The organism is Maribacter sp. Asnod2-G09 (genome assembly GCF_045063795.1).
GTDB lineage: Bacteria > Bacteroidota > Bacteroidia > Flavobacteriales > Flavobacteriaceae > Maribacter.
This window is the reverse complement of record NZ_JBEFOA010000005.1, coordinates 400,758-418,032: the sequence shown is the minus strand read 5'-3', so window position 1 is coordinate 418,032 and position 17,275 is coordinate 400,758. Positions and strand designations below refer to the sequence as shown.

The following is a 17,275-nucleotide window of genomic DNA, read 5'->3' as shown; positions in this document are numbered from 1 at the left end:
GAATATTCTAATTAAAATTAATACCTATTTTTGATACTTGGTAATATCAATTTTATCATCAATCCATAACTATGAGTAATCAGATAGAATTACGTCATTTAACTTATTTTCTAGCAGTAGCGCAAGAATTACACTTTAGAAAGGCTGCAGAAAAATTATTTATTTCGCAACCGGGACTCAGCAGGCAGATAAAACAGATGGAAGAGATTCTAGAGACTCAACTGTTTGAGCGAAATAAGAAAAAAGTGGCGTTAACGCCTGCAGGGCACTACTTAAAAAAGGAAGTCGAGTTCATATTTAACCATATGGAAAAAGTAGAACGGCAATTAAAGTTGGTGGGGGATGGTAATAGTGGTGAGTTACGAATTGGGTTTTTAGGTTCGGCTATGCAGCAGGTGATTCCAGAACTGCTATTGGTAATAAAAGAGAAATATCCGAAGGTGAAAACATCTTTAGAAGAGCTATCAAATTTTGCCCAAGTAGATGCAGTATTAAATGATCAATTAGATATGGGTTTTGTGCGTGTGTCTAGAGTGCCGAGTACCTTAGAAATGAAAACGGTCTTTACCGATACTTTCTCATTGGTGTTGCCAGAAAGATACCCGATGCTGACAAGGGAGTTTGATGGAATGCAACGATTTGCGCATGAAGATTTTATTTTATTCAGTCAGGCATATAGTCCGCTGTATTATGAAACGATCATGAGTATTTGTCAAGATGCCGGTTTTGCACCTAAAGTCTCACATAAATCGGTTCATGCCCACACTATTTTTAAGTTAGTTGAAAATCATATGGGTATTGCCATTGTACCAACATCTTTACAAAACGGATTTCAAATGCGAGTGAAGTTTGTGGAGTTAAAAGATATACCCCAGCGAGCAGAATTATCTGTTATTTGGAAAAAGGAACATACCAACCCGGTTCTTAAGAATTGTATGGAGTTGTTGTTGGAAGGATAAGTTTTAATACTTATCTAACATAGAATGAGCTTTTCAAATCTTAATTTTACTTTGATTATAAAAGAGAGAATAGAGAATAGAGAATAGAAAAGAGAAAATAGAGCTTGCTGCGCTTGGCGAATAAATAAATAACGAACACACGAAGAACGATTGACGAATAACGAATAACGACACAATGATATTAGATATAATTAAAAAGAGACGATCGGTATTTCCGGTACAGTATAATGATACACCAATTGCGAAGGCAGATATAGAGAAGGTGTTAGAAGCGGCAAATTGGGCTCCAAACCATAAGTGTACAGAGCCATGGCGATTTAAAGTGATTCAAGGGGAAGCAAAAGGTAGACTAGGTACTTTTTTATCTAAAAAATATGAAGAGCTTGATCCTAAGCCAAAAGCAATGAAGATTAAGAAATTGCAAGAGAACCCTAAAATGGCGGGTGCAATTATTGCGATTTGCATGCAAAGAGATCCTATTGAATCTATACCAGAATGGGAAGAGGTAGCTGCAGTAGCTATGGCAGTTCAGAATATGTGGTTGCAGTGCACGGATATGGGCATTGGGTCGTATTGGTCTTCACCGGGACTCATAAAACACATGGGTGAGTTTTTAAGCTTAGCCGATGGTGAAAAATGTTTAGGATTTTTCTACATGGGTAATTTCGATGGCGAATTGACCGACGGTAAACGCGAGCCTATTGCAACTAAAATCGAATGGATATCGGAGTAATTACTCCATTAGTTAAAGAAAGGAAATAAGGCATTACTATGCTCCCAAGCTTTTGAAATGAAAAGTCCTAGATAAACAATAGCGACCATAAATTTCAAAAAAGTACCCGTTAAAAATCCTAAAAAGGAACCAAAAGCCGCTTTTGTAGCGGTTTTTTTGTCTGCCTTATTTAATAATTCTCCCACTAAAGCACCAACAAAAGGCCATACAATAATTCCGAATGGTCCTAGTATAGGAAATATTAAGGCAACTAACAATCCTACGGTGGTGCCTATAACTCCTGCTTTTGTGCCTCCAAATTTTTTTGTTCCAATGGCAGGTATCACATAATCTAATCCGAAAACTATTAAAGCTATAGCTAGTGTAATACCTAAGAATGTCCAGTTCATGGTAATTGCACTGGTAGAGTACAATAACAACAGACCTACCCAACTAATTGGTGGTCCGGGTAAAACGGGTAAAAAGCTACCTAAAATGCCTACAAGCATTAAAATAAAGCCTAGAACTAATAAAAATATATCCATTGTAAATAGTAAGTGTTGCTTATAAGACTAATATAGGTCGCATTTGTTACATCATCAAAGGTCAATTTTAATTTTTTCAACTATAAAATTAGTTTGAACTAAATATTTAGTTATATTTGACCGTAGAACTAAAAGATTAGTTGAATGAAACAGTTGACAAAAGCAGAGGAAGAAGTAATGATTGTATTGTGGGAATTGCAGAAATGTAACGTAGCATCGATCATAGAAAAATTACCGGAGCCAAAACCGGCTTATAATACTGTTTCTACTATTGTAAGAATTCTAGAAAGTAAGGGTTTTGTAGATCATGAACAGCTAGGTAAAGGGTATTTGTATTTCCCTTTGGTGCAGAAATCAGATTACAGTAATCAGTCCATCAACAAATTGGTAGACGGTTATTTTCAAGGTTCATTTAAAAGTATGGTATCATTTTTTATGAAGAAAAATGATATGAGCCTGTCGGAATTAGAGTCCGTATTAAATGAAATTAAAAAGGAAAAACCATGATACAATATATTTTGGAGTGCATCGCCTTTCAGCTTCTTTTCTTGGTTATTTATGACTTTTTTCTAAAGAAAGAAACCTTTTTTCAATGGAATAGGGTGTATTTAATGGGAACCTTTGTTTTGTCTTTGATATTACCTTGGGTAAAAATAGAAGCTTTTAAGCAGCAAGTGCCACAAACATTTGCCCAATACCCGGAGTATTTATGGGGATTACAAAATACAGATGTAGTAGTACAGGTTCAAGAATCATCGGGCTTGAATATTACTTGGCAAGAAGGAGTGCTGTATGGTGGAATGCTTGTAGCAATGGTGTTATTCGGATTAAAAATTAGACAATTATATCTCTTGCGAAAAAGTGGGGAGAAGATTACTTATCCTTTGTTTACCCAGATTGTTATAGCAAACAGCAATATTGCTTTTTCGTTCTTTAAATCCATTTTTATTGGAGATAAAGTATTGAAGATGAAACATGATACCATAATAGCTCATGAATTGGTACATATAAAACAAAGGCATACGTACGACTTGTTATTCTTTGAGTTTATGAGAATTGTAGGTTGGTTTAATCCGTTAGTGTACGTATATCAAAATCGTATTTCAGAATTACATGAGTTTATTGCCGATGCCCAAGTAACAAAAGAGCATAAATCAGATCATTATGAGCAGTTGCTGGCTCAGGTTTTTCAAACTGAACATATATCATTCATCAATCAATTTTTCACAAAATCATTAATCAAAAAACGAATAATCATGTTACAAAAATCAAAATCAAAAAAAGTCTGGCAGTTGAAGTATTTGCTGCTTGTGCCAATGGTATTGGGAATGCTGTTGTATACTAGTTGTAAAATGAATAAGACCACAACTGATAGTCAGGAAATCAATAAAAATGATGAGCTTTTAATTTCAGAAATAAAGGATAAAATTAAAGTGAATAATTTGGATACATATTATTTATATAATTCTGGTTTAACTGAAAAACATCGGGATATGAATCAAACATTTACTAAGAATGAATATTTTCTTTATGAGGTTTTACAGAATAAATCTTTAGAGGAAGGATTAATAGAATATACTAAAATATATCCTGATGAACCTGTAAAATTGACATTGGTTCAACCCTCTACAGAAGGATATAATAGGTATGTAAATAAAAAAAATGCATATAAATCAATTGATAATAATTTAAAAATGTCGGTTAATTCATTTGAGAAGCAATTTGCTTATTATGATTTTAGTTTGGGAGCTCATCCATCGGATTATATAGAGTTCAAAGTAGATAATATAGAAGAGTTAAGTTCAAATGAATTACAAAAGTTTAATGAATTATTAACCAAACTTGAAAATGAACCTTTTTACAAAAGTAGTATTATAATTAGTGATGATTCCAATTCATTTTTAATAAAGACAGATATTAAAGATTTAAGAGGAAGCATTGTGTCTCAAAGAGTGCAGATTGTAACGCAAGAAGAATTTGAAGACTTGGGTGATGTCGACGTTGCTTTTGCAGTAGTTGAGGAAGTCCCAATTTTTCCTGGTTGTGAAGATGCAGACGATAAACGTGCTTGCTTTAATGAGAAAATACAGCGGCATATTGGTAAGCATTTTAATTATCCGCAAGCTGCCCAAGATGCTAATATAGAAGGGCGAGTAAGTACCATGTTCATTATTTCTTCAAAGGGTAAAATTGAAAATATTAAAATGCGTGGTCCTGATAAATTATTAGAAGATGAGGTAGAGCGCATTATTGAGAAGTTACCAGAAATGAAACCTGGTAAACAATTTGGTAAAGCGGTTAATGTTCCATTTTCTATTCCTATTCAATTCAAATTAGATGATAGTGATAGTTCAATACTAGATGAAAAAACATACGGAAATGAGAATGATGTTCCTTTCGCTGTAGTTGATGAGGTTCCGATTTTTCCTGGTTGTGAAGATGCAGATGATAAACGTGCTTGCTTTAATGAAAAAATGCAACAACATATTGGTAAACATTTTAATTATCCAAAAGCAGCTAGAGATGCGAATATAGAGGGTCGAGTTAGTGCTATATTTTTAATTACTTCAGAAGGCGTTATTGAAAATATTAAAATGCGTGGTCCGGATAAGCTATTGGAAGATGAGGTGGAACGTATCATAAAAAGGTTGCCAAAGATGATTCCTGGTAAACAATCTGGTAAAGCAGTAAATGTTCCTTTTTCTATTCCTGTTAATTTTAAATTACAAGAAGGTAGTACAGTCAACATGGTTTCTGAAATTTCGAAAGAAAGTGAGGTGGAACCCATGTACTATGTTAATGATAGAAAAATCACTAAACTAGAAATGGAAGCTATTGATCCAAATACTATAGAAAGTATTTTTATTCTTAAAGACCAAAAATCAATAGATAAATATGGTGAAGAAGGTAGAAATGGAGTAGTTGAAATTAGAATTAAAAAGTAATAAGTGAAGCACCTTATTTTTTCAATACTACTATTGTTAATGTTCAAAGCCGAAGCGCAATCTTCGGCTTTAGCTGTTGCAGATAGTTTATACATTATTGGTAATTATTCAAAAGCGATTAATGAATATTCCAAAGTTGGCGGACTTTCTGCTGCGCTTCAGATTGCAAGAAGTTACAATGCCGTTGGTAATTATGAGAAGGCAATTACTCAATATCAATACGTGGTCGATGAAGATGTTGAAAATCAACTCGCACAATTTGAACTTGGAAAATTATTGCTAAAAGTAAATAGGTTTGAAGACGCAAAATCTGTGTTTACAAATTTGTCCAATCTCAATACAACTAATCCGGAATTTCAATTTTATTTGGGGGAAGTCAATCGTCATTTAGATGCTACAGGCGCAAGTTTAAAACAATATAAAAAAGCAATTGATTTAGATAGTACGCATCTTAGAAGCCTGTTTCAGCTTGCAAAACATTACACTATTAAACAAGAGCGCGACAACGCATTAACGTATATTTTAAAAGGATTGAATTATTATGAGAATGATGTATCACTCATAAATTTGCATGCATTGGTACTATTCAATGATGCTCAATTTGAGAAGGCGATTCCGTTATTTGAACACGTCTTAGAACTTGGGGAAGATAAAAACTACGTCTATGAAAAACTAGGAATTTCTTATAATAAGAATTGGGAATTCAAAAAAGCTAAAGAAGCTTATGCTATTTTATTGAAAAGAGATGATACCAATTCACAAATCTATTTTGATTTAGCCAGCGTTTATCAAAAGGAAAGCAAATTAGATAGCGCGAAGATTTTTATTAATAAAGCCATGGCCGTTCAAAAACCGATTTTCGCGAATGGTTATAATCAATTGGCATATATCGCCCGAGAGCAAAAAGATTTTAAAAACGCATTCAAATTATTCGAAAGAGCACATAAAGAAGATACATCTGATGCGCTTATCTATTACAATATAGCCACAACGTACGATCAGTTTGGTACTGACTTGAAGAAGAAACTAGGTTATTATGAGAATTTCTTGAAGGATTATCCGAATCAGCATCCGTACTATTATGAAACTGCCAAAAAACGTATTTCTGAGTTAAAGGAAGAAATCCATTTTGCCAAAGATTAAACTTCTTAAAAAAATCGTAATTTCACTTGTAGAACAGGTGTAATGAAACAAGTTGTGTTTTTTCTTTTAATGATACTTATAAGTTCATGTTCGTTCTTTGAGTCGAAACAAAAACGAACGCAAGAGCTTATAGATGAGGAATTGCGCCATATGGATTGGAACAGTGTAGATTCATATCCGTTCTTTTACACTTGTGATGAAGCGGTTACTAAAGAACAACAGAAAATTTGCTTTGAAGAAACCTTAATCTCCCATTTTCAAGAAACCTTAAATGATTTTGAATTTACCTTGACCGATAAGGAAAGTGAAACCGTTGAGGTGATTTTTGTTATTGATACTCTAGGTAAAATAAGAGTCGCCGATATTTATAAAAATGAACTAGTATTAAATCAAATGCCAGAATTTGATGGGGTTATTACGCAAAGCTTAAAGAATCTTCCTAAACTTGCACCCGCTTTAAAAAGAGGAATTCCTGTGAATACAAAATATCGAATTCCGGTTCAATTAAATACAAACTAAGCATTTTGGCGAACGAGAAAATAATTTTGGGTATTGACCCAGGTACGACCATTATGGGTTTCGGACTCATAAAAGTGGTGGGCAAAAAGATGGAGTTTATTCAAATGAACGAATTGCTTCTTCAAAAATACAACGACCCATACACCAAACTAAAGCTCATTTTTGAGCGTACCATAGAACTCATAGATACTTATCACCCAGACGAAATTGCGATTGAAGCACCTTTCTTTGGTAAGAACGTACAATCTATGTTAAAACTAGGTAGAGCACAAGGGGTTGCTATGGCAGCGGGATTATCACGTCAAATTCCTATTACGGAATACTTGCCCAAAAAAATTAAAATGGCAGTCACCGGAAACGGAAATGCCAGTAAAGAACAGGTTGCTAGAATGCTACAAAGCGTATTAGGTCTAAAAACATTACCAAAAAACCTAGATAGCACTGACGGACTAGCCGCTGCCGTATGTCATTTTTACAACCAAGGAAGAATTGACGTAGTTGGTAAAAGCTACTCTGGCTGGGATGCATTCGTGAAGCAGAATGAGAAAAGAGTTAAGAAGTAATGTTCGATAAACATTAAACAATTACCAATAAACAATAATTAATTAGCAATGAATAATGAAAATCCTCTTTTGAGTAAATCTTATGATTTTGCTTTGCAAATTGTTAAATTATATCAAGAACTAACGAAGAATAAAAGGGAGTATGTTCTATCGAAACAACTATTGAGAGCAGGAACTTCTGTAGGTGCGAATATAGCAGAGGCTAATGGCGCGATATCAAAAGCAGATTTTTCTGCTAAGATTTCAATAGCTTATAAAGAAAGCTTAGAGACGAAATATTGGTTAAACCTATTAAAGGATTCAGAATATATTGAATTGTCAATTGCAAATGGGTTAATTGAAAAAGCTGATGAGCTTTCTAAAATTATGTTCGCTATACTTAAATCTACAAGAATTAAAAAACAAACATAATTGTTAGCTGATTATTGCTAATTGTTAATTGAACACATGAGCGGAATCTACATCCATATCCCATTTTGCAAGCAGGCTTGCCATTATTGCGATTTTCACTTTTCTACTACGATGGGGAAGAAAGAGGCGATGTTGAAAGCATTGTGTAAAGAACTTGAGTTGCGCAAGGCGGAGTTTTCTGGGGAAACAGTTGCTACGATTTATTTTGGCGGCGGTACGCCGTCTGTTTTAGAGACTGCCGAAATTGAGCAGTTGATAAGTACGGTTCGTGAATATTATGATGTTGTAGAGCATCCGGAGATTACATTAGAGGCGAATCCTGATGATTTATCCGAAGAGAAAATACTACAACTGGCAGCTAGTCCGATAAATAGATTAAGTATAGGTATTCAATCTTTTTTTGAGGAGGATTTAAAGCTGATGAACAGAGCGCATAATGCTCTGGAAGCAGAAAAGTGTTTGCAATTGGCGAGTGTTCATTTCGATAATATTTCGATTGACTTGATTTACGGAATGCCAAATATGACCTTAGAACGTTGGAAACAGAATATTGATAAAGCACTTGGGTTCGATATTCCGCATATTTCTAGTTATGCCCTTACGGTTGAACCAAAAACGGCACTTGCTAAGTTTGTGGAAGATGGATTAATTACCCCCACTACCGACGAAGAAACACAGGAGCATTTCAATCTGTTGAACGAGACTTTATTGGCAGCAGGCTTCGATTGCTATGAGATTTCCAATTTTGGGAAGCCTGGGTATTACTCCAAAAATAATTCCGCCTACTGGCAGCAGAAAAAATATATAGGTATTGGTCCGTCTGCGCATTCATTTGATGGTGTGCAACGAGGGTGGAATATCAATAACAATCCGAAGTATATTAAATCCATAGCGCAAAACATTTTACCTATGGAAGTTGAGGTCCTTTCTGCTACCGACAAATATAATGAGTATGTAATGACAGGCTTGCGGACTATCTGGGGAGTTTCATTATCTAGAATTTCTGACGAATTCGGACCTAAGTACAAAGAATATGCACTAATGCAAGCCGACAAATTTATAGAGCAGCATTTACTTTTTGTAGATGGAGACATTCTTAAAACCACTAAAAAAGGCATGTTTTTAGCCGATGGCATCGCTGCGGATTTGTTCATGTTGAATTTGAAATAGTATAACGTGTTGTCAGTTCAAGTGATTTTTTATTGAAGTGAAACGGAAATATAAAATTGTATCGAGAACAGGCTAGGAACATACAAGTTCTCGATAATAATTTCCTCGTACCTCGTAAATTCACTCGAAGTGACAATAGTACTTGAAACATACATTTTAACCAGAGGTAATGAAAAACGTACTGTCAGTTCGAGTGTTTTCTGCTAGAAAATGCCTGCCTGCAGGCAGGTATCGAGAACAGATTTGGAACACGAATCCCCCTCGCGTTTACGAAAACTTCTTTTTTGCAAGGTTTGGTAAATCATCATACTCCCCATCAATAAGCGCTTTTTTCTTTGCTTTTGACCATTTTTTTATACGTTTTTCGTTTTCTATAGCCATGTTTGGGTCAGTGAATTCACAATAAAAAGCGAGTGTTACTGGTCTTCTTTTGTTTGTGTAGCTGTCCTTATATTTTCCTGATTCGTGCGATTCTAACCTTTGAGTTAGATTGGAAGTTATACCTGTGTAAAAAGTGCTGTCGGCACATTTTAGTATGTAAACGTAGTATGTTATCACCTTTTCAATTTACGATTTAGATTGGAACACGCAAGTTCTCGATACAAATTCCCTCGTGCCTCGAAAATTCACTCGAAGTGACATTGGTACTTGAAATAATCTATTTGTACAGAGTTAAAGTAAAACGGACTGTCAGTTCGAGTGATTTTTTATTGAAGTGGAACGGAAATAACAAATCGTATCGAAAACAGGATTGCAACACGCAAGCTTCTCGATACCCTCATCCACGGCGGGCAGGCAAATTTTCTCGTACCTCGTAAATTCACTCGAAGTGACATTAGTACTTGAAACAAACAATTTAACTAGAAGTATTTAAAAACGTACTGTCAGTTCGAGTGTTTTCTGCAAGAAAATGTATCGAGAACAGGTTTGGAACTCGCAAGCTTCTCGATACCCTCCTCAACGGCGGGCAGGCAAATGTCCTCGTACCTCGTATATTCACTCGAAGTGACATGAGTACTTGAAATAATCTATTTGTGCAGAGTTAAATTAAAACATGCTGTCAGTTCGAGTGATTTTTCATTGAAGAGAAACGGAAATGAAAAATTGTATCGAGAACAGGTTTGGAACACGAAAACTCCCCACTTATATAATCATTACTTCATAACCGCTCAAAAAGTTGTAATTTTCTTATCTCAAAGTTACCAAGTAAATTGAGGTTAAATACAATGAAAACTACCATAACCCATAATGCTAAAGAGTACAAGATAGACCTATCTAAACCCTTAGATATTTCTATACCCATTACCAATAAAGACGATAATGTAAACGCTTGGTATGTTAAAGCGCCAACTATAGAGCCCCATAGAGAAGCTAATTTTACTGGGAGTATTGCGGCTGGGTCAAGTACTAATTTTTATGATATTTCTTTTAATCCGCATTCGCATGGTACGCATACCGAGTGTGTTGGGCATATATCTGCTGAGCATCAATCTGTAAACCAAAATTTAAAGCAGTTTTTCTTTTTGGCTGAGGTGATCACTGTTACTCCATCCGAAGAATATGGAGATTTGATTATTACTAAAAAACAACTCCAAAATGCCATAGGTAATCACACTCCGTCTGCATTAGTTATACGAACGTTACCTAATGCTACGTCGAAAGTGAATAGACAGTATTCACATACAAATCCGCCATACATATTAGAAGATGCTATGGTGTTTATAAGGGAATTTGGTGTGGAACATTTATTGATAGACCTACCATCTGTCGATAAAGAAAAAGATGATGGTAAGCTTTTGGCACACAAAGCATTTTGGAATTTCAACGGCGATGTTCGACTTGGTGCAACTATCACAGAATTTATTTATGTTCCAGATTTTATTGCCGATGGTTCGTACTTTTTAAACTTACAAGTAGCACCTTTTGAGAATGATGCTAGTCCAAGTAGACCGGTACTTTATAAAATAGAATAGTCATGAAAAATGTTTTGAAATTAGAAGAGCTAGCATTAATGATTCTTGGCATTTTTATGTTCGGCTTATTAGGCTACCAATGGTGGTGGTTGCCTGTTTTAATACTAGCCCCAGATCTATCTATGTTAGGTTATTTACTAGGTTCAAAAATAGGTGCAGTATGTTATAACATCTTTCATCACAGAGGTATAGCCATACTTTTGTACTTTGTAGGTATCTATTTCATGTTACCCGAAATTCAATTAATCGGTACAATTCTTTTTATACATATAGCCATGGACCGTATCTTTGGCTACGGACTTAAATATGATAAAGGGTTTAAGTTTACTCATTTAGGAGAAATAGGAAATAAAAATGGATAATATTTTTGACACCATTCTTGGTTTAGTTTTAGGTGCAATAGGCATGTATTGGCTATTCAATTTTTTTAAAGGAAAGAAAAGTAAAGAGATAACAACGCACCAGTCTACCGTGTTATTAGAAAAAATGAAAAGCGTTTGCAAGTTAATCTCCGTAGAAGGGGAGTTTGCCGAAATCTACAAGTATGAAAATGTAAAAGATTTTCTAAGCATTGTAAGTAGCAAAAAGAAAGCGCTGGTGGTTATAAAGGCGAAAGCACATATTGGTTATGATTTAAGTAAGCTTTTAATGCATACCGATGAAAGTAAGAAAATAATTATACTAGATAATTTTCCGCAGCCAGAAGTATTGAGTATTGAGCCTGAACTGGAATTTTACGATGTAAAAAGCGGATTTTTTAACTTTTTCGCTCCAGATGATCTTACGAAACTAAATGCAGAGGCTAAAGCACATATACGTGAAAAAATTCCGGAAAGTGGCTTGATGGATACTGCTAGAAAAGAAGCCTTGCAAACCGTTTTGATTATGGAAAAAATAGTAGAAACTATTGGGTGGACACTAGATTATTCTGCACTTAAAATTCCGCAAAAACAAATAGAATTACTCGAAGAATAACAACAAACAACAACTATTTAAAAATGAAAAACGTAATTTGTATCCTTGTATTAACACTAATGACCACAGTAACTTTTGGTCAAAATGATAAAGAAATGACTGAATTCGATTCTAATTTTTCCCATACCGTATTTTTCTGGTTGAAAAACCCTGACAATCAAGCAGATCGTACTGCTTTCGAAACTTCTTTACGTAAGTTTTTAGATAACTCTGCATATGCGAAAACACAATTTATAGGCAAGCCGCCAAAGGCTAGTAGAGATGTAGTAGATGGTTCATTTACCTATTCTTTAATTGTAAGTTTCGACTCTGCTGAATCTCAACAGGCATACCAAGACGAGGCGCCGCATAAAGTTTTTATTGCTGAGTCTGAGAACCTATGGTCTAAAGTAATCGTTTACGATTCTATAAGTATCTAATTGCTATAGTATGATTTTTAGAAAGGCGACCTCGGTTGATGTAGTACAAATTGCAACATTACATTCGGTAAGCTGGCAACAGAATTATCGAACTTCTTTTAGTGACGATTTTTTAGATAATTTGGCTTATGATAATAGGCTGAATGAATGGAAAAAACGCTTTCAGAATCCGTCAGATGATCAGTTTGTTGTAATAGCTGAGGAAGATGGAGAGTTTTTAGGTTTTATGTGTGCTTATTTTAATCATGATGCCCAATATGGTACATTACTAGATAATTTGCATGTTAGCCTAAATACCCAAGGTAAAGGTGTCGGCACAAAGTTGATGGCAGCTTTGGCAGAAGAGATTCTAAAGCGCAAAAGCGCTAATGGTTTTTACTTATGGGTGTTAGATACTAACACTGCGGCGATTTCTTATTATGAAAAAATAGGTGGCGTAGCCATAGAAACTCTTGAGTCTAATGATATCGGTGATAAGACCTTTATGAAGATAAGATACTACTGGAAAGATGCGTCTCGGTTTTTGGACAATGTAAAGGCTAAATCGCATAAAAAATGAATGTCGAGGAATACAGGGAATACTGCATTTTAAAAAAAGGAGTAACAGAATCCTTTCCTTTTGATGAGGTTACCCTTGTATTTAAAGTAATGGGCAAAATGTTTGCTTTATGCGGATTAGAAAATGTGCCTTTACGTGTTAACCTAAAATGCGACCCAGAAAGAGCCATAGAACTACGTGAAGAACATGATGGTATTATAGAGGGATGGCATATGAGTAAAAAGCATTGGAACACCGTATACCTAGACAAAATTTCTAAAGATCTTACAAAAGAACTAATAGACCATTCTTATGATTTGGTGGTTTCTAAATTGACTAAGAAGGTGAAGGCGGAGTTGGAGGGGTTGTAGTTTTTTGATATTACATTAAGGATTGAAACTATTTAGAGTAATGTTTTGGAAAAGGAAAAAGAAAAGAATACCTGAATTTAGATGCACCGAATGTGGTGAGATGCATTCTGAGTGGCCAGCATTAGCTTTTAATTCTCCTGCTAATTATAATAGTCTTTCTGATAAGAGAAAGGAAGAAATAGGAAAGTTGGATACGGACTTTTGTGAAATTCATTATGCTGACCAAATTGACCGTTTTATAAGGGTGACACTAACTCAAAAGGTTAATGGTTTTTGTGAAACTCTAGAATATGGTCTTTGGGTTTCATTAAGTGAAAAGAGTTATTTAGACTATAAAGAAAATTATAATAACCAGAATCACGAAACAGGATATTTCGGGTGGTTATGTAGTAACATTGCTGAATATGGAGATACATCTTCAATTCCTTGTGATGTTATAACTAAAACCGGAAATAGTAGGCCTGAGATTTTTCCGCATCAAGATTTTGATCATCCATTTGTTAAAGATTATTATGGGGGTATTTCAAAAAAGGAGGCGGTAAAGCGTATAGATGCAATGCTCAAAAATGTTGGTTAATTTTGAATATCTCTAACACATTACAAATATCTATTCTACTTAATTAATAAGGATATCATAAACATTTAGTACTTGACGTAGTTATTCTGTATACAAAAAAGCACCTCGTTCCCTCACTCAAAACCACCATTCCCTCATTCTAACTTTTCTTTAGCGGTCAAATTTCAGTACTTAATAGTGTTTAAAACCACTATTCATGAAAAACCACAGATCACCACAAGAAGTAAATGCCGGGTCAATGGCAGACATCGCTTTTTTATTACTCATCTTTTTCTTGGTCACCACATCTATAGAAAATGATGCGGGAATTAACCGCTTAATGCCACCTGAAGATAATAGTGCTATTGTCGATATCAAAGAGCGAAACCTTTTTGAAATCAGTATAAATGACGCTGACTTAATAATGGCAGAAGGTGATGTTATAGATCCTAAAAATCTTAGAGAGAAAGTAATTGCCTTTATTGATAACGGCGGTCAGCCAATGCAAATGGAAGGGTATTGTAATTATTGTAAAGGAAATAGGTTGACAGATTCATCTGAAAATCCTGATAAAGCCATCATTTCCATAAAGGCACAACGCAATACGAGCTATCCGGTTTATGTAGCTGTACAAAATGAAGTGATTGCAGCTTATAACGACTTGCGTAATAGAGAAAGCTTACGATTGTTCGATACCCCTTATGAAACTATTTATTCTGATTATTATAACGAAGAGATTAGTGAGCACCACATGGGGCAATTAAAAGAGCGTCTTGAAATTATAAGAGCACTTTATCCGCAGAAAATTCTAGAACCAGAAACCGTAAATAACTAAAACCATGATAAAATTCAACAAATACAAATCTAGTAAAAGCTTGCCGCCCGTATCAACAGCATCATTACCTGATATCGTTTTTATACTGCTCTTTTTCTTCATGACCGTAACGGTTATGAAGAACCAAAACTTATTGGTAGAAAATACTTTGCCAACGGCTACCGAGACCGAGAAGTTAGATAAGAAAGACCGAGTTATAGAAATTTATGTGGGCAAGCCTACAGCTGAAGCCAAGACCAATTTAGGCGATGAGCCCAGAATTCAAATGGATAATAAATTTATTACCGTAGATGAAGTCGGCGATTATGCCTTGCAAGCGTTATCATCAATGCCAGAACATTTAAAAAGTGTGGCAACAGTTTCTATTAAAGCTGATGTGGGAGTGAAAATGGGAATTATAGAAGACCTTAAAAGCGAGCTTCGCATGGTGAATTTGTTGAAAATAAACTATACCACTTATGAAGGTGAGGTTTTAAGTGATTTAAAATAATCATAGCTGATTTTATTGTGGTACCTATTTTGTACTAAAATTGGAAATTAGCACAATGTCAGTTCGAGTGCTTTATTCTGCAATATTTTCATTGTAGAATAAAGTGTATCGAGAACCTTTTAGGTGTAGAGGTTCTCGATACAAATTTTGTTCCTAAAAATCTCACATAATTCACTCGAAGTGACATTGGTTTATAAGAATTCACCAAAATAGCAGCGATTTATTAATATCTAATTCTACTTGTAATAGAAACCTGAGTTAGAAACACTTTTAAACTACTTTCCATTTATAGAAACCACTTTCTAAGGTTATCTTTGCCTTTTCTATAATAGGTTGATATTCATGAATAATTTAGAGGAATTTTATACCCAACGCGTACAAAAGTTTGATGCGCTTATTGAAGCCCTAAATAAGAAACTCTTTTTATTTAGCACGCTACGATTATTGATATTTCTAGGCACTATCGTTGCACTTTATTTCGCTTCAATAAATGCAAAATATGTGGTTGCCGTGTTATTTGTAGGTATACCATTGTTCTTATTTTTAGTGAGTAAATACACAAATCTAAAACTTCAAAAAGCTAAAATTGAGGAATTAAGAAATATCAATACGGTAGAACTACAAGTGCTTAAAAGAGACTTTTCGAAATTACCTGACGGAAAAGAATTTGCCGATGACATTCATTTTTTTAGTCAAGATATAGACTTGTTTGGTGAAGGTTCTTTTTATCAAATTTCAAACAGAACAAAACTTGCCGAGGGTAGCCTTTTATTAGCTGATATCTATAAAGAAAATTCAATAAACGACATAAAAGAAAAACAAGAAGCTATTGCCGAGATAGGAGAAAAGGTTGATTGGAGACAAGAGTTTTCTGCGATGGCAGCTTTAACAAAAACAGAAACTTCTACACATACTATTGCCAAATGGTTAAAGAATTACGAGTCTTTTGTGCCAAAGGCAATGAAGTTTATACCTCTTATGTTTTCAATTATTTCAGCAGCTATATTTGTTGCTTACTTTTTAGATTATCTGCCAGAATCTGTGTTGATTACGTGGTTAGCTCTAGGTATGATCATTGTTGGGTTATTTACTAAAAAAGTGACTAATTTAGGACAGAGTGCTACCAAAATGAAATCTACTTTTGACCAGTACAATCAGCTATTGGCAATGATAGAAACGACTGATTTTACATCAGATTTATTAAAAAAACAAAAGGCTAACATTTTAAGTAATGGCGAGCATAATTCTAAAGTTCTAAAGAAATTCGCATCGCTCTTAAGCAATCTAGACCGTAATAATAACCTATTGTATTTAATTTTTGCAAACGGATTTTTCCTTCGCTCATTAACCGATTGCCTAGCCATTGAAAAATGGATTGAGGCGCATGGTAAGAGTGTAGAGATTTGGTTTAATACTATTGCATTTTTTGACGCTTATAGTAGTTTAGGGAATTTTGCTTTTAACCATACGAATTTTGCATATCCGACGATTACAAATGACGGAGTGGTATTGAAATCTAAAAATGCAGGTCACCCGTTATTAGATCCTGCGAAAAGTATATTGAATGATATTACCATTGATGGCGGACAGTTTTTTATAATCACTGGTGCAAATATGGCTGGTAAGAGTACTTTTTTAAGAACGGTATCGCTGCAGATAATGATGGCAAATGTTGGTTTACCTGTTTGTGCGGAATCTGTTAGTTATTCGCCTATAAAGTTAATTACCAGTATGCGTACTACAGATTCATTGACAGATGATGAATCGTATTTCTTTTCAGAATTAAAACGCCTAAGATATATTGTAGATGAAATTCAGACCGATCGCTATTTTATTGTTTTAGATGAAATCTTGAAAGGAACGAATAGTACCGATAAGGCTTTGGGGTCAAGAAAGTTTGTAGAGCGTTTGGTAAAAAGTAAATCTACCGGAATTATCGCTACACATGATCTTAGTCTTTGTGAGGTTGCCGATGAATATGATGCGGTTAAAAACCATTATTTCGATGCAGAAATTATAAACAACGAATTGCATTTCGATTATACATTTAAAAACGGAATTTGCCAGAATATGAACGCTTCTTTTCTCTTAAAAAAGATGGGGATTATTGAATAAAACTTTTTTATTCTTAGATTTAAGGTTGTAATCATT

At 34.6% G+C, this 17,275-nt stretch carries 21 protein-coding genes; 19 read left to right on the top strand and 2 right to left on the bottom strand.

The window, feature by feature from the left end; genetic code table 11:
* Positions 1 to 71: 71 nt before the first annotated feature.
* Both ACJJVT_RS13950 and ACJJVT_RS13945 read left to right on the top strand, forming a co-directional pair.
* Positions 72 to 959 carry a LysR family transcriptional regulator gene (locus ACJJVT_RS13950; RefSeq protein ID WP_405399495.1) on the top strand — a complete coding sequence of 296 codons (888 nt, stop codon included), beginning with the start codon at positions 72 to 74 and terminating at the stop codon, positions 957 to 959.
* Between the two features lie 175 nt (positions 960 to 1,134).
* Positions 1,135 to 1,692: a nitroreductase gene (locus ACJJVT_RS13945; RefSeq protein WP_405399494.1), complete on the top strand. Its 558-nt coding sequence runs from the start codon at positions 1,135 to 1,137 to the stop codon at positions 1,690 to 1,692.
* An 8-nt stretch (positions 1,693 to 1,700) separates the two neighbouring features.
* Here ACJJVT_RS13945 and ACJJVT_RS13940 read toward each other — a convergent pair whose 3' ends face one another.
* The gene (locus ACJJVT_RS13940) at positions 1,701 to 2,216 is read right to left on the bottom strand and encodes a DUF456 domain-containing protein (RefSeq protein WP_405399492.1); all 516 of its coding nucleotides are present in this window, start codon (positions 2,214 to 2,216) and stop codon (positions 1,701 to 1,703) included.
* Between the two features lie 144 nt (positions 2,217 to 2,360).
* On the opposite strand from ACJJVT_RS13940, the gene ACJJVT_RS13935 reads away from it, so the two are divergent.
* From ACJJVT_RS13935 to hemW, 7 genes are read left to right on the top strand one after another with little or no spacing between them, the layout of a single operon-like run.
* On the top strand, positions 2,361 to 2,723 hold the full coding sequence (locus tag ACJJVT_RS13935; RefSeq protein ID WP_405399490.1) for a BlaI/MecI/CopY family transcriptional regulator: 363 nt from the start codon (positions 2,361 to 2,363) through the stop codon (positions 2,721 to 2,723).
* Complete coding sequence (locus ACJJVT_RS13930; protein ID WP_405399488.1) at positions 2,720 to 5,161, top strand: energy transducer TonB; 2,442 nt, start codon at positions 2,720 to 2,722, stop codon at positions 5,159 to 5,161. Before ACJJVT_RS13935 ends, ACJJVT_RS13930 begins: the two co-directional genes overlap by 4 nt.
* 3 nt (positions 5,162 to 5,164) lie before the next feature.
* Positions 5,165 to 6,304 (top strand): tetratricopeptide repeat protein, encoded by a 1,140-nt coding sequence (locus ACJJVT_RS13925; RefSeq protein ID WP_405399486.1) that lies wholly within the window; start codon positions 5,165 to 5,167, stop codon positions 6,302 to 6,304.
* A 42-nt stretch (positions 6,305 to 6,346) separates the two neighbouring features.
* Positions 6,347 to 6,823: a hypothetical protein gene (locus ACJJVT_RS13920; protein ID WP_076547151.1), complete on the top strand. Its 477-nt coding sequence runs from the start codon at positions 6,347 to 6,349 to the stop codon at positions 6,821 to 6,823.
* Positions 6,824 to 6,828: 5 nt separating this feature from the next.
* Positions 6,829 to 7,386 carry a crossover junction endodeoxyribonuclease RuvC gene (ruvC, locus tag ACJJVT_RS13915; RefSeq protein WP_348351034.1) on the top strand — a complete coding sequence of 186 codons (558 nt, stop codon included), beginning with the start codon at positions 6,829 to 6,831 and terminating at the stop codon, positions 7,384 to 7,386.
* Between the two features lie 48 nt (positions 7,387 to 7,434).
* A complete protein-coding gene (locus tag ACJJVT_RS13910) occupies positions 7,435 to 7,797 on the top strand; it encodes a four helix bundle protein (protein WP_405399484.1) in 363 nt (120 codons plus the stop codon).
* A gap of 36 nt (positions 7,798 to 7,833) precedes the next feature.
* Positions 7,834 to 8,967, top strand: a complete 1,134-nt coding sequence (hemW, locus tag ACJJVT_RS13905; protein WP_405399483.1) for a radical SAM family heme chaperone HemW — start codon at positions 7,834 to 7,836, stop codon at positions 8,965 to 8,967.
* Positions 8,968 to 9,234: 267 nt separating this feature from the next.
* Here the strand turns inward: hemW and ACJJVT_RS13900 are convergent, their stop codons facing one another.
* Positions 9,235 to 9,525 (bottom strand): GIY-YIG nuclease family protein, encoded by a 291-nt coding sequence (locus ACJJVT_RS13900; RefSeq protein WP_405399482.1) that lies wholly within the window; start codon positions 9,523 to 9,525, stop codon positions 9,235 to 9,237.
* Between the two features lie 668 nt (positions 9,526 to 10,193).
* Between ACJJVT_RS13900 and ACJJVT_RS13895 the strand changes: the two genes are divergently transcribed.
* The 10 genes from ACJJVT_RS13895 (at position 10,194) to ACJJVT_RS13850 (ending at position 17,239) form a co-directional block, all read left to right on the top strand.
* Positions 10,194 to 10,940: a cyclase family protein gene (locus ACJJVT_RS13895; protein WP_405399481.1), complete on the top strand. Its 747-nt coding sequence runs from the start codon at positions 10,194 to 10,196 to the stop codon at positions 10,938 to 10,940.
* Positions 10,941 to 10,942: 2 nt separating this feature from the next.
* Complete coding sequence (locus tag ACJJVT_RS13890; protein ID WP_405399479.1) at positions 10,943 to 11,302, top strand: DUF4260 domain-containing protein; 360 nt, start codon at positions 10,943 to 10,945, stop codon at positions 11,300 to 11,302.
* Positions 11,295 to 11,915, top strand: coding sequence for a DUF4230 domain-containing protein (locus tag ACJJVT_RS13885; protein WP_405399477.1), 621 nt, complete (start codon positions 11,295 to 11,297; stop codon positions 11,913 to 11,915). Before ACJJVT_RS13890 ends, ACJJVT_RS13885 begins: the two co-directional genes overlap by 8 nt.
* A gap of 23 nt (positions 11,916 to 11,938) precedes the next feature.
* Positions 11,939 to 12,334: a Dabb family protein gene (locus ACJJVT_RS13880; RefSeq protein ID WP_405399475.1), complete on the top strand. Its 396-nt coding sequence runs from the start codon at positions 11,939 to 11,941 to the stop codon at positions 12,332 to 12,334.
* 10 nt (positions 12,335 to 12,344) lie between these two features.
* Positions 12,345 to 12,893, top strand: coding sequence for a GNAT family N-acetyltransferase (locus ACJJVT_RS13875; protein WP_405399473.1), 549 nt, complete (start codon positions 12,345 to 12,347; stop codon positions 12,891 to 12,893).
* Positions 12,890 to 13,243, top strand: coding sequence for an MmcQ/YjbR family DNA-binding protein (locus ACJJVT_RS13870; protein WP_405399472.1), 354 nt, complete (start codon positions 12,890 to 12,892; stop codon positions 13,241 to 13,243). Before ACJJVT_RS13875 ends, ACJJVT_RS13870 begins: the two co-directional genes overlap by 4 nt.
* A gap of 40 nt (positions 13,244 to 13,283) precedes the next feature.
* Positions 13,284 to 13,820 (top strand): DUF2199 domain-containing protein, encoded by a 537-nt coding sequence (locus ACJJVT_RS13865; RefSeq protein WP_405399470.1) that lies wholly within the window; start codon positions 13,284 to 13,286, stop codon positions 13,818 to 13,820.
* Positions 13,821 to 14,016: 196 nt separating this feature from the next.
* Positions 14,017 to 14,634: an ExbD/TolR family protein gene (locus ACJJVT_RS13860; protein WP_405399469.1), complete on the top strand. Its 618-nt coding sequence runs from the start codon at positions 14,017 to 14,019 to the stop codon at positions 14,632 to 14,634.
* A gap of 4 nt (positions 14,635 to 14,638) precedes the next feature.
* Complete coding sequence (locus ACJJVT_RS13855) at positions 14,639 to 15,124, top strand: ExbD/TolR family protein (protein WP_405399468.1); 486 nt, start codon at positions 14,639 to 14,641, stop codon at positions 15,122 to 15,124.
* A gap of 342 nt (positions 15,125 to 15,466) precedes the next feature.
* Positions 15,467 to 17,239 carry a MutS-related protein gene (locus ACJJVT_RS13850; protein ID WP_405399467.1) on the top strand — a complete coding sequence of 591 codons (1,773 nt, stop codon included), beginning with the start codon at positions 15,467 to 15,469 and terminating at the stop codon, positions 17,237 to 17,239.
* Positions 17,240 to 17,275: the final 36 nt, after the last annotated feature.

Excerpts from the sequence above, each read along its gene's own strand:
- ACJJVT_RS13880 (WP_405399475.1), top strand. The coding sequence starts at position 11,939 with ATGAAAAACGTAATTTGTATCCTTGTATTAACACTAATGACCACAGTA.
- ACJJVT_RS13935 (WP_405399490.1), top strand. The coding sequence starts at position 2,361 with ATGAAACAGTTGACAAAAGCAGAGGAAGAAGTAATGATTGTATTGTGG.
- ACJJVT_RS13860 (WP_405399469.1), top strand. The coding sequence starts at position 14,017 with ATGAAAAACCACAGATCACCACAAGAAGTAAATGCCGGGTCAATGGCA.
- ACJJVT_RS13870 (WP_405399472.1), top strand. The coding sequence starts at position 12,890 with ATGAATGTCGAGGAATACAGGGAATACTGCATTTTAAAAAAAGGAGTA.
- ACJJVT_RS13920 (WP_076547151.1), top strand. The coding sequence starts at position 6,347 with ATGAAACAAGTTGTGTTTTTTCTTTTAATGATACTTATAAGTTCATGT.
- ACJJVT_RS13890 (WP_405399479.1), top strand. The coding sequence starts at position 10,943 with ATGAAAAATGTTTTGAAATTAGAAGAGCTAGCATTAATGATTCTTGGC.
- ACJJVT_RS13850 (WP_405399467.1), top strand. The coding sequence starts at position 15,467 with ATGAATAATTTAGAGGAATTTTATACCCAACGCGTACAAAAGTTTGAT.
- ACJJVT_RS13875 (WP_405399473.1), top strand. The coding sequence starts at position 12,345 with ATGATTTTTAGAAAGGCGACCTCGGTTGATGTAGTACAAATTGCAACA.
- hemW (WP_405399483.1), top strand. The coding sequence starts at position 7,834 with ATGAGCGGAATCTACATCCATATCCCATTTTGCAAGCAGGCTTGCCAT.
- ACJJVT_RS13930 (WP_405399488.1), top strand. The coding sequence starts at position 2,720 with ATGATACAATATATTTTGGAGTGCATCGCCTTTCAGCTTCTTTTCTTG.
- ACJJVT_RS13945 (WP_405399494.1), top strand. The coding sequence starts at position 1,135 with ATGATATTAGATATAATTAAAAAGAGACGATCGGTATTTCCGGTACAG.
- ACJJVT_RS13950 (WP_405399495.1), top strand. The coding sequence starts at position 72 with ATGAGTAATCAGATAGAATTACGTCATTTAACTTATTTTCTAGCAGTA.
- ACJJVT_RS13865 (WP_405399470.1), top strand. The coding sequence starts at position 13,284 with ATGTTTTGGAAAAGGAAAAAGAAAAGAATACCTGAATTTAGATGCACC.
- ACJJVT_RS13885 (WP_405399477.1), top strand. The coding sequence starts at position 11,295 with ATGGATAATATTTTTGACACCATTCTTGGTTTAGTTTTAGGTGCAATA.
- ACJJVT_RS13895 (WP_405399481.1), top strand. The coding sequence starts at position 10,194 with ATGAAAACTACCATAACCCATAATGCTAAAGAGTACAAGATAGACCTA.
- ACJJVT_RS13940 (WP_405399492.1), bottom strand. The coding sequence starts at position 2,216 with ATGGATATATTTTTATTAGTTCTAGGCTTTATTTTAATGCTTGTAGGC.
- ACJJVT_RS13910 (WP_405399484.1), top strand. The coding sequence starts at position 7,435 with ATGAATAATGAAAATCCTCTTTTGAGTAAATCTTATGATTTTGCTTTG.
- ACJJVT_RS13855 (WP_405399468.1), top strand. The coding sequence starts at position 14,639 with ATGATAAAATTCAACAAATACAAATCTAGTAAAAGCTTGCCGCCCGTA.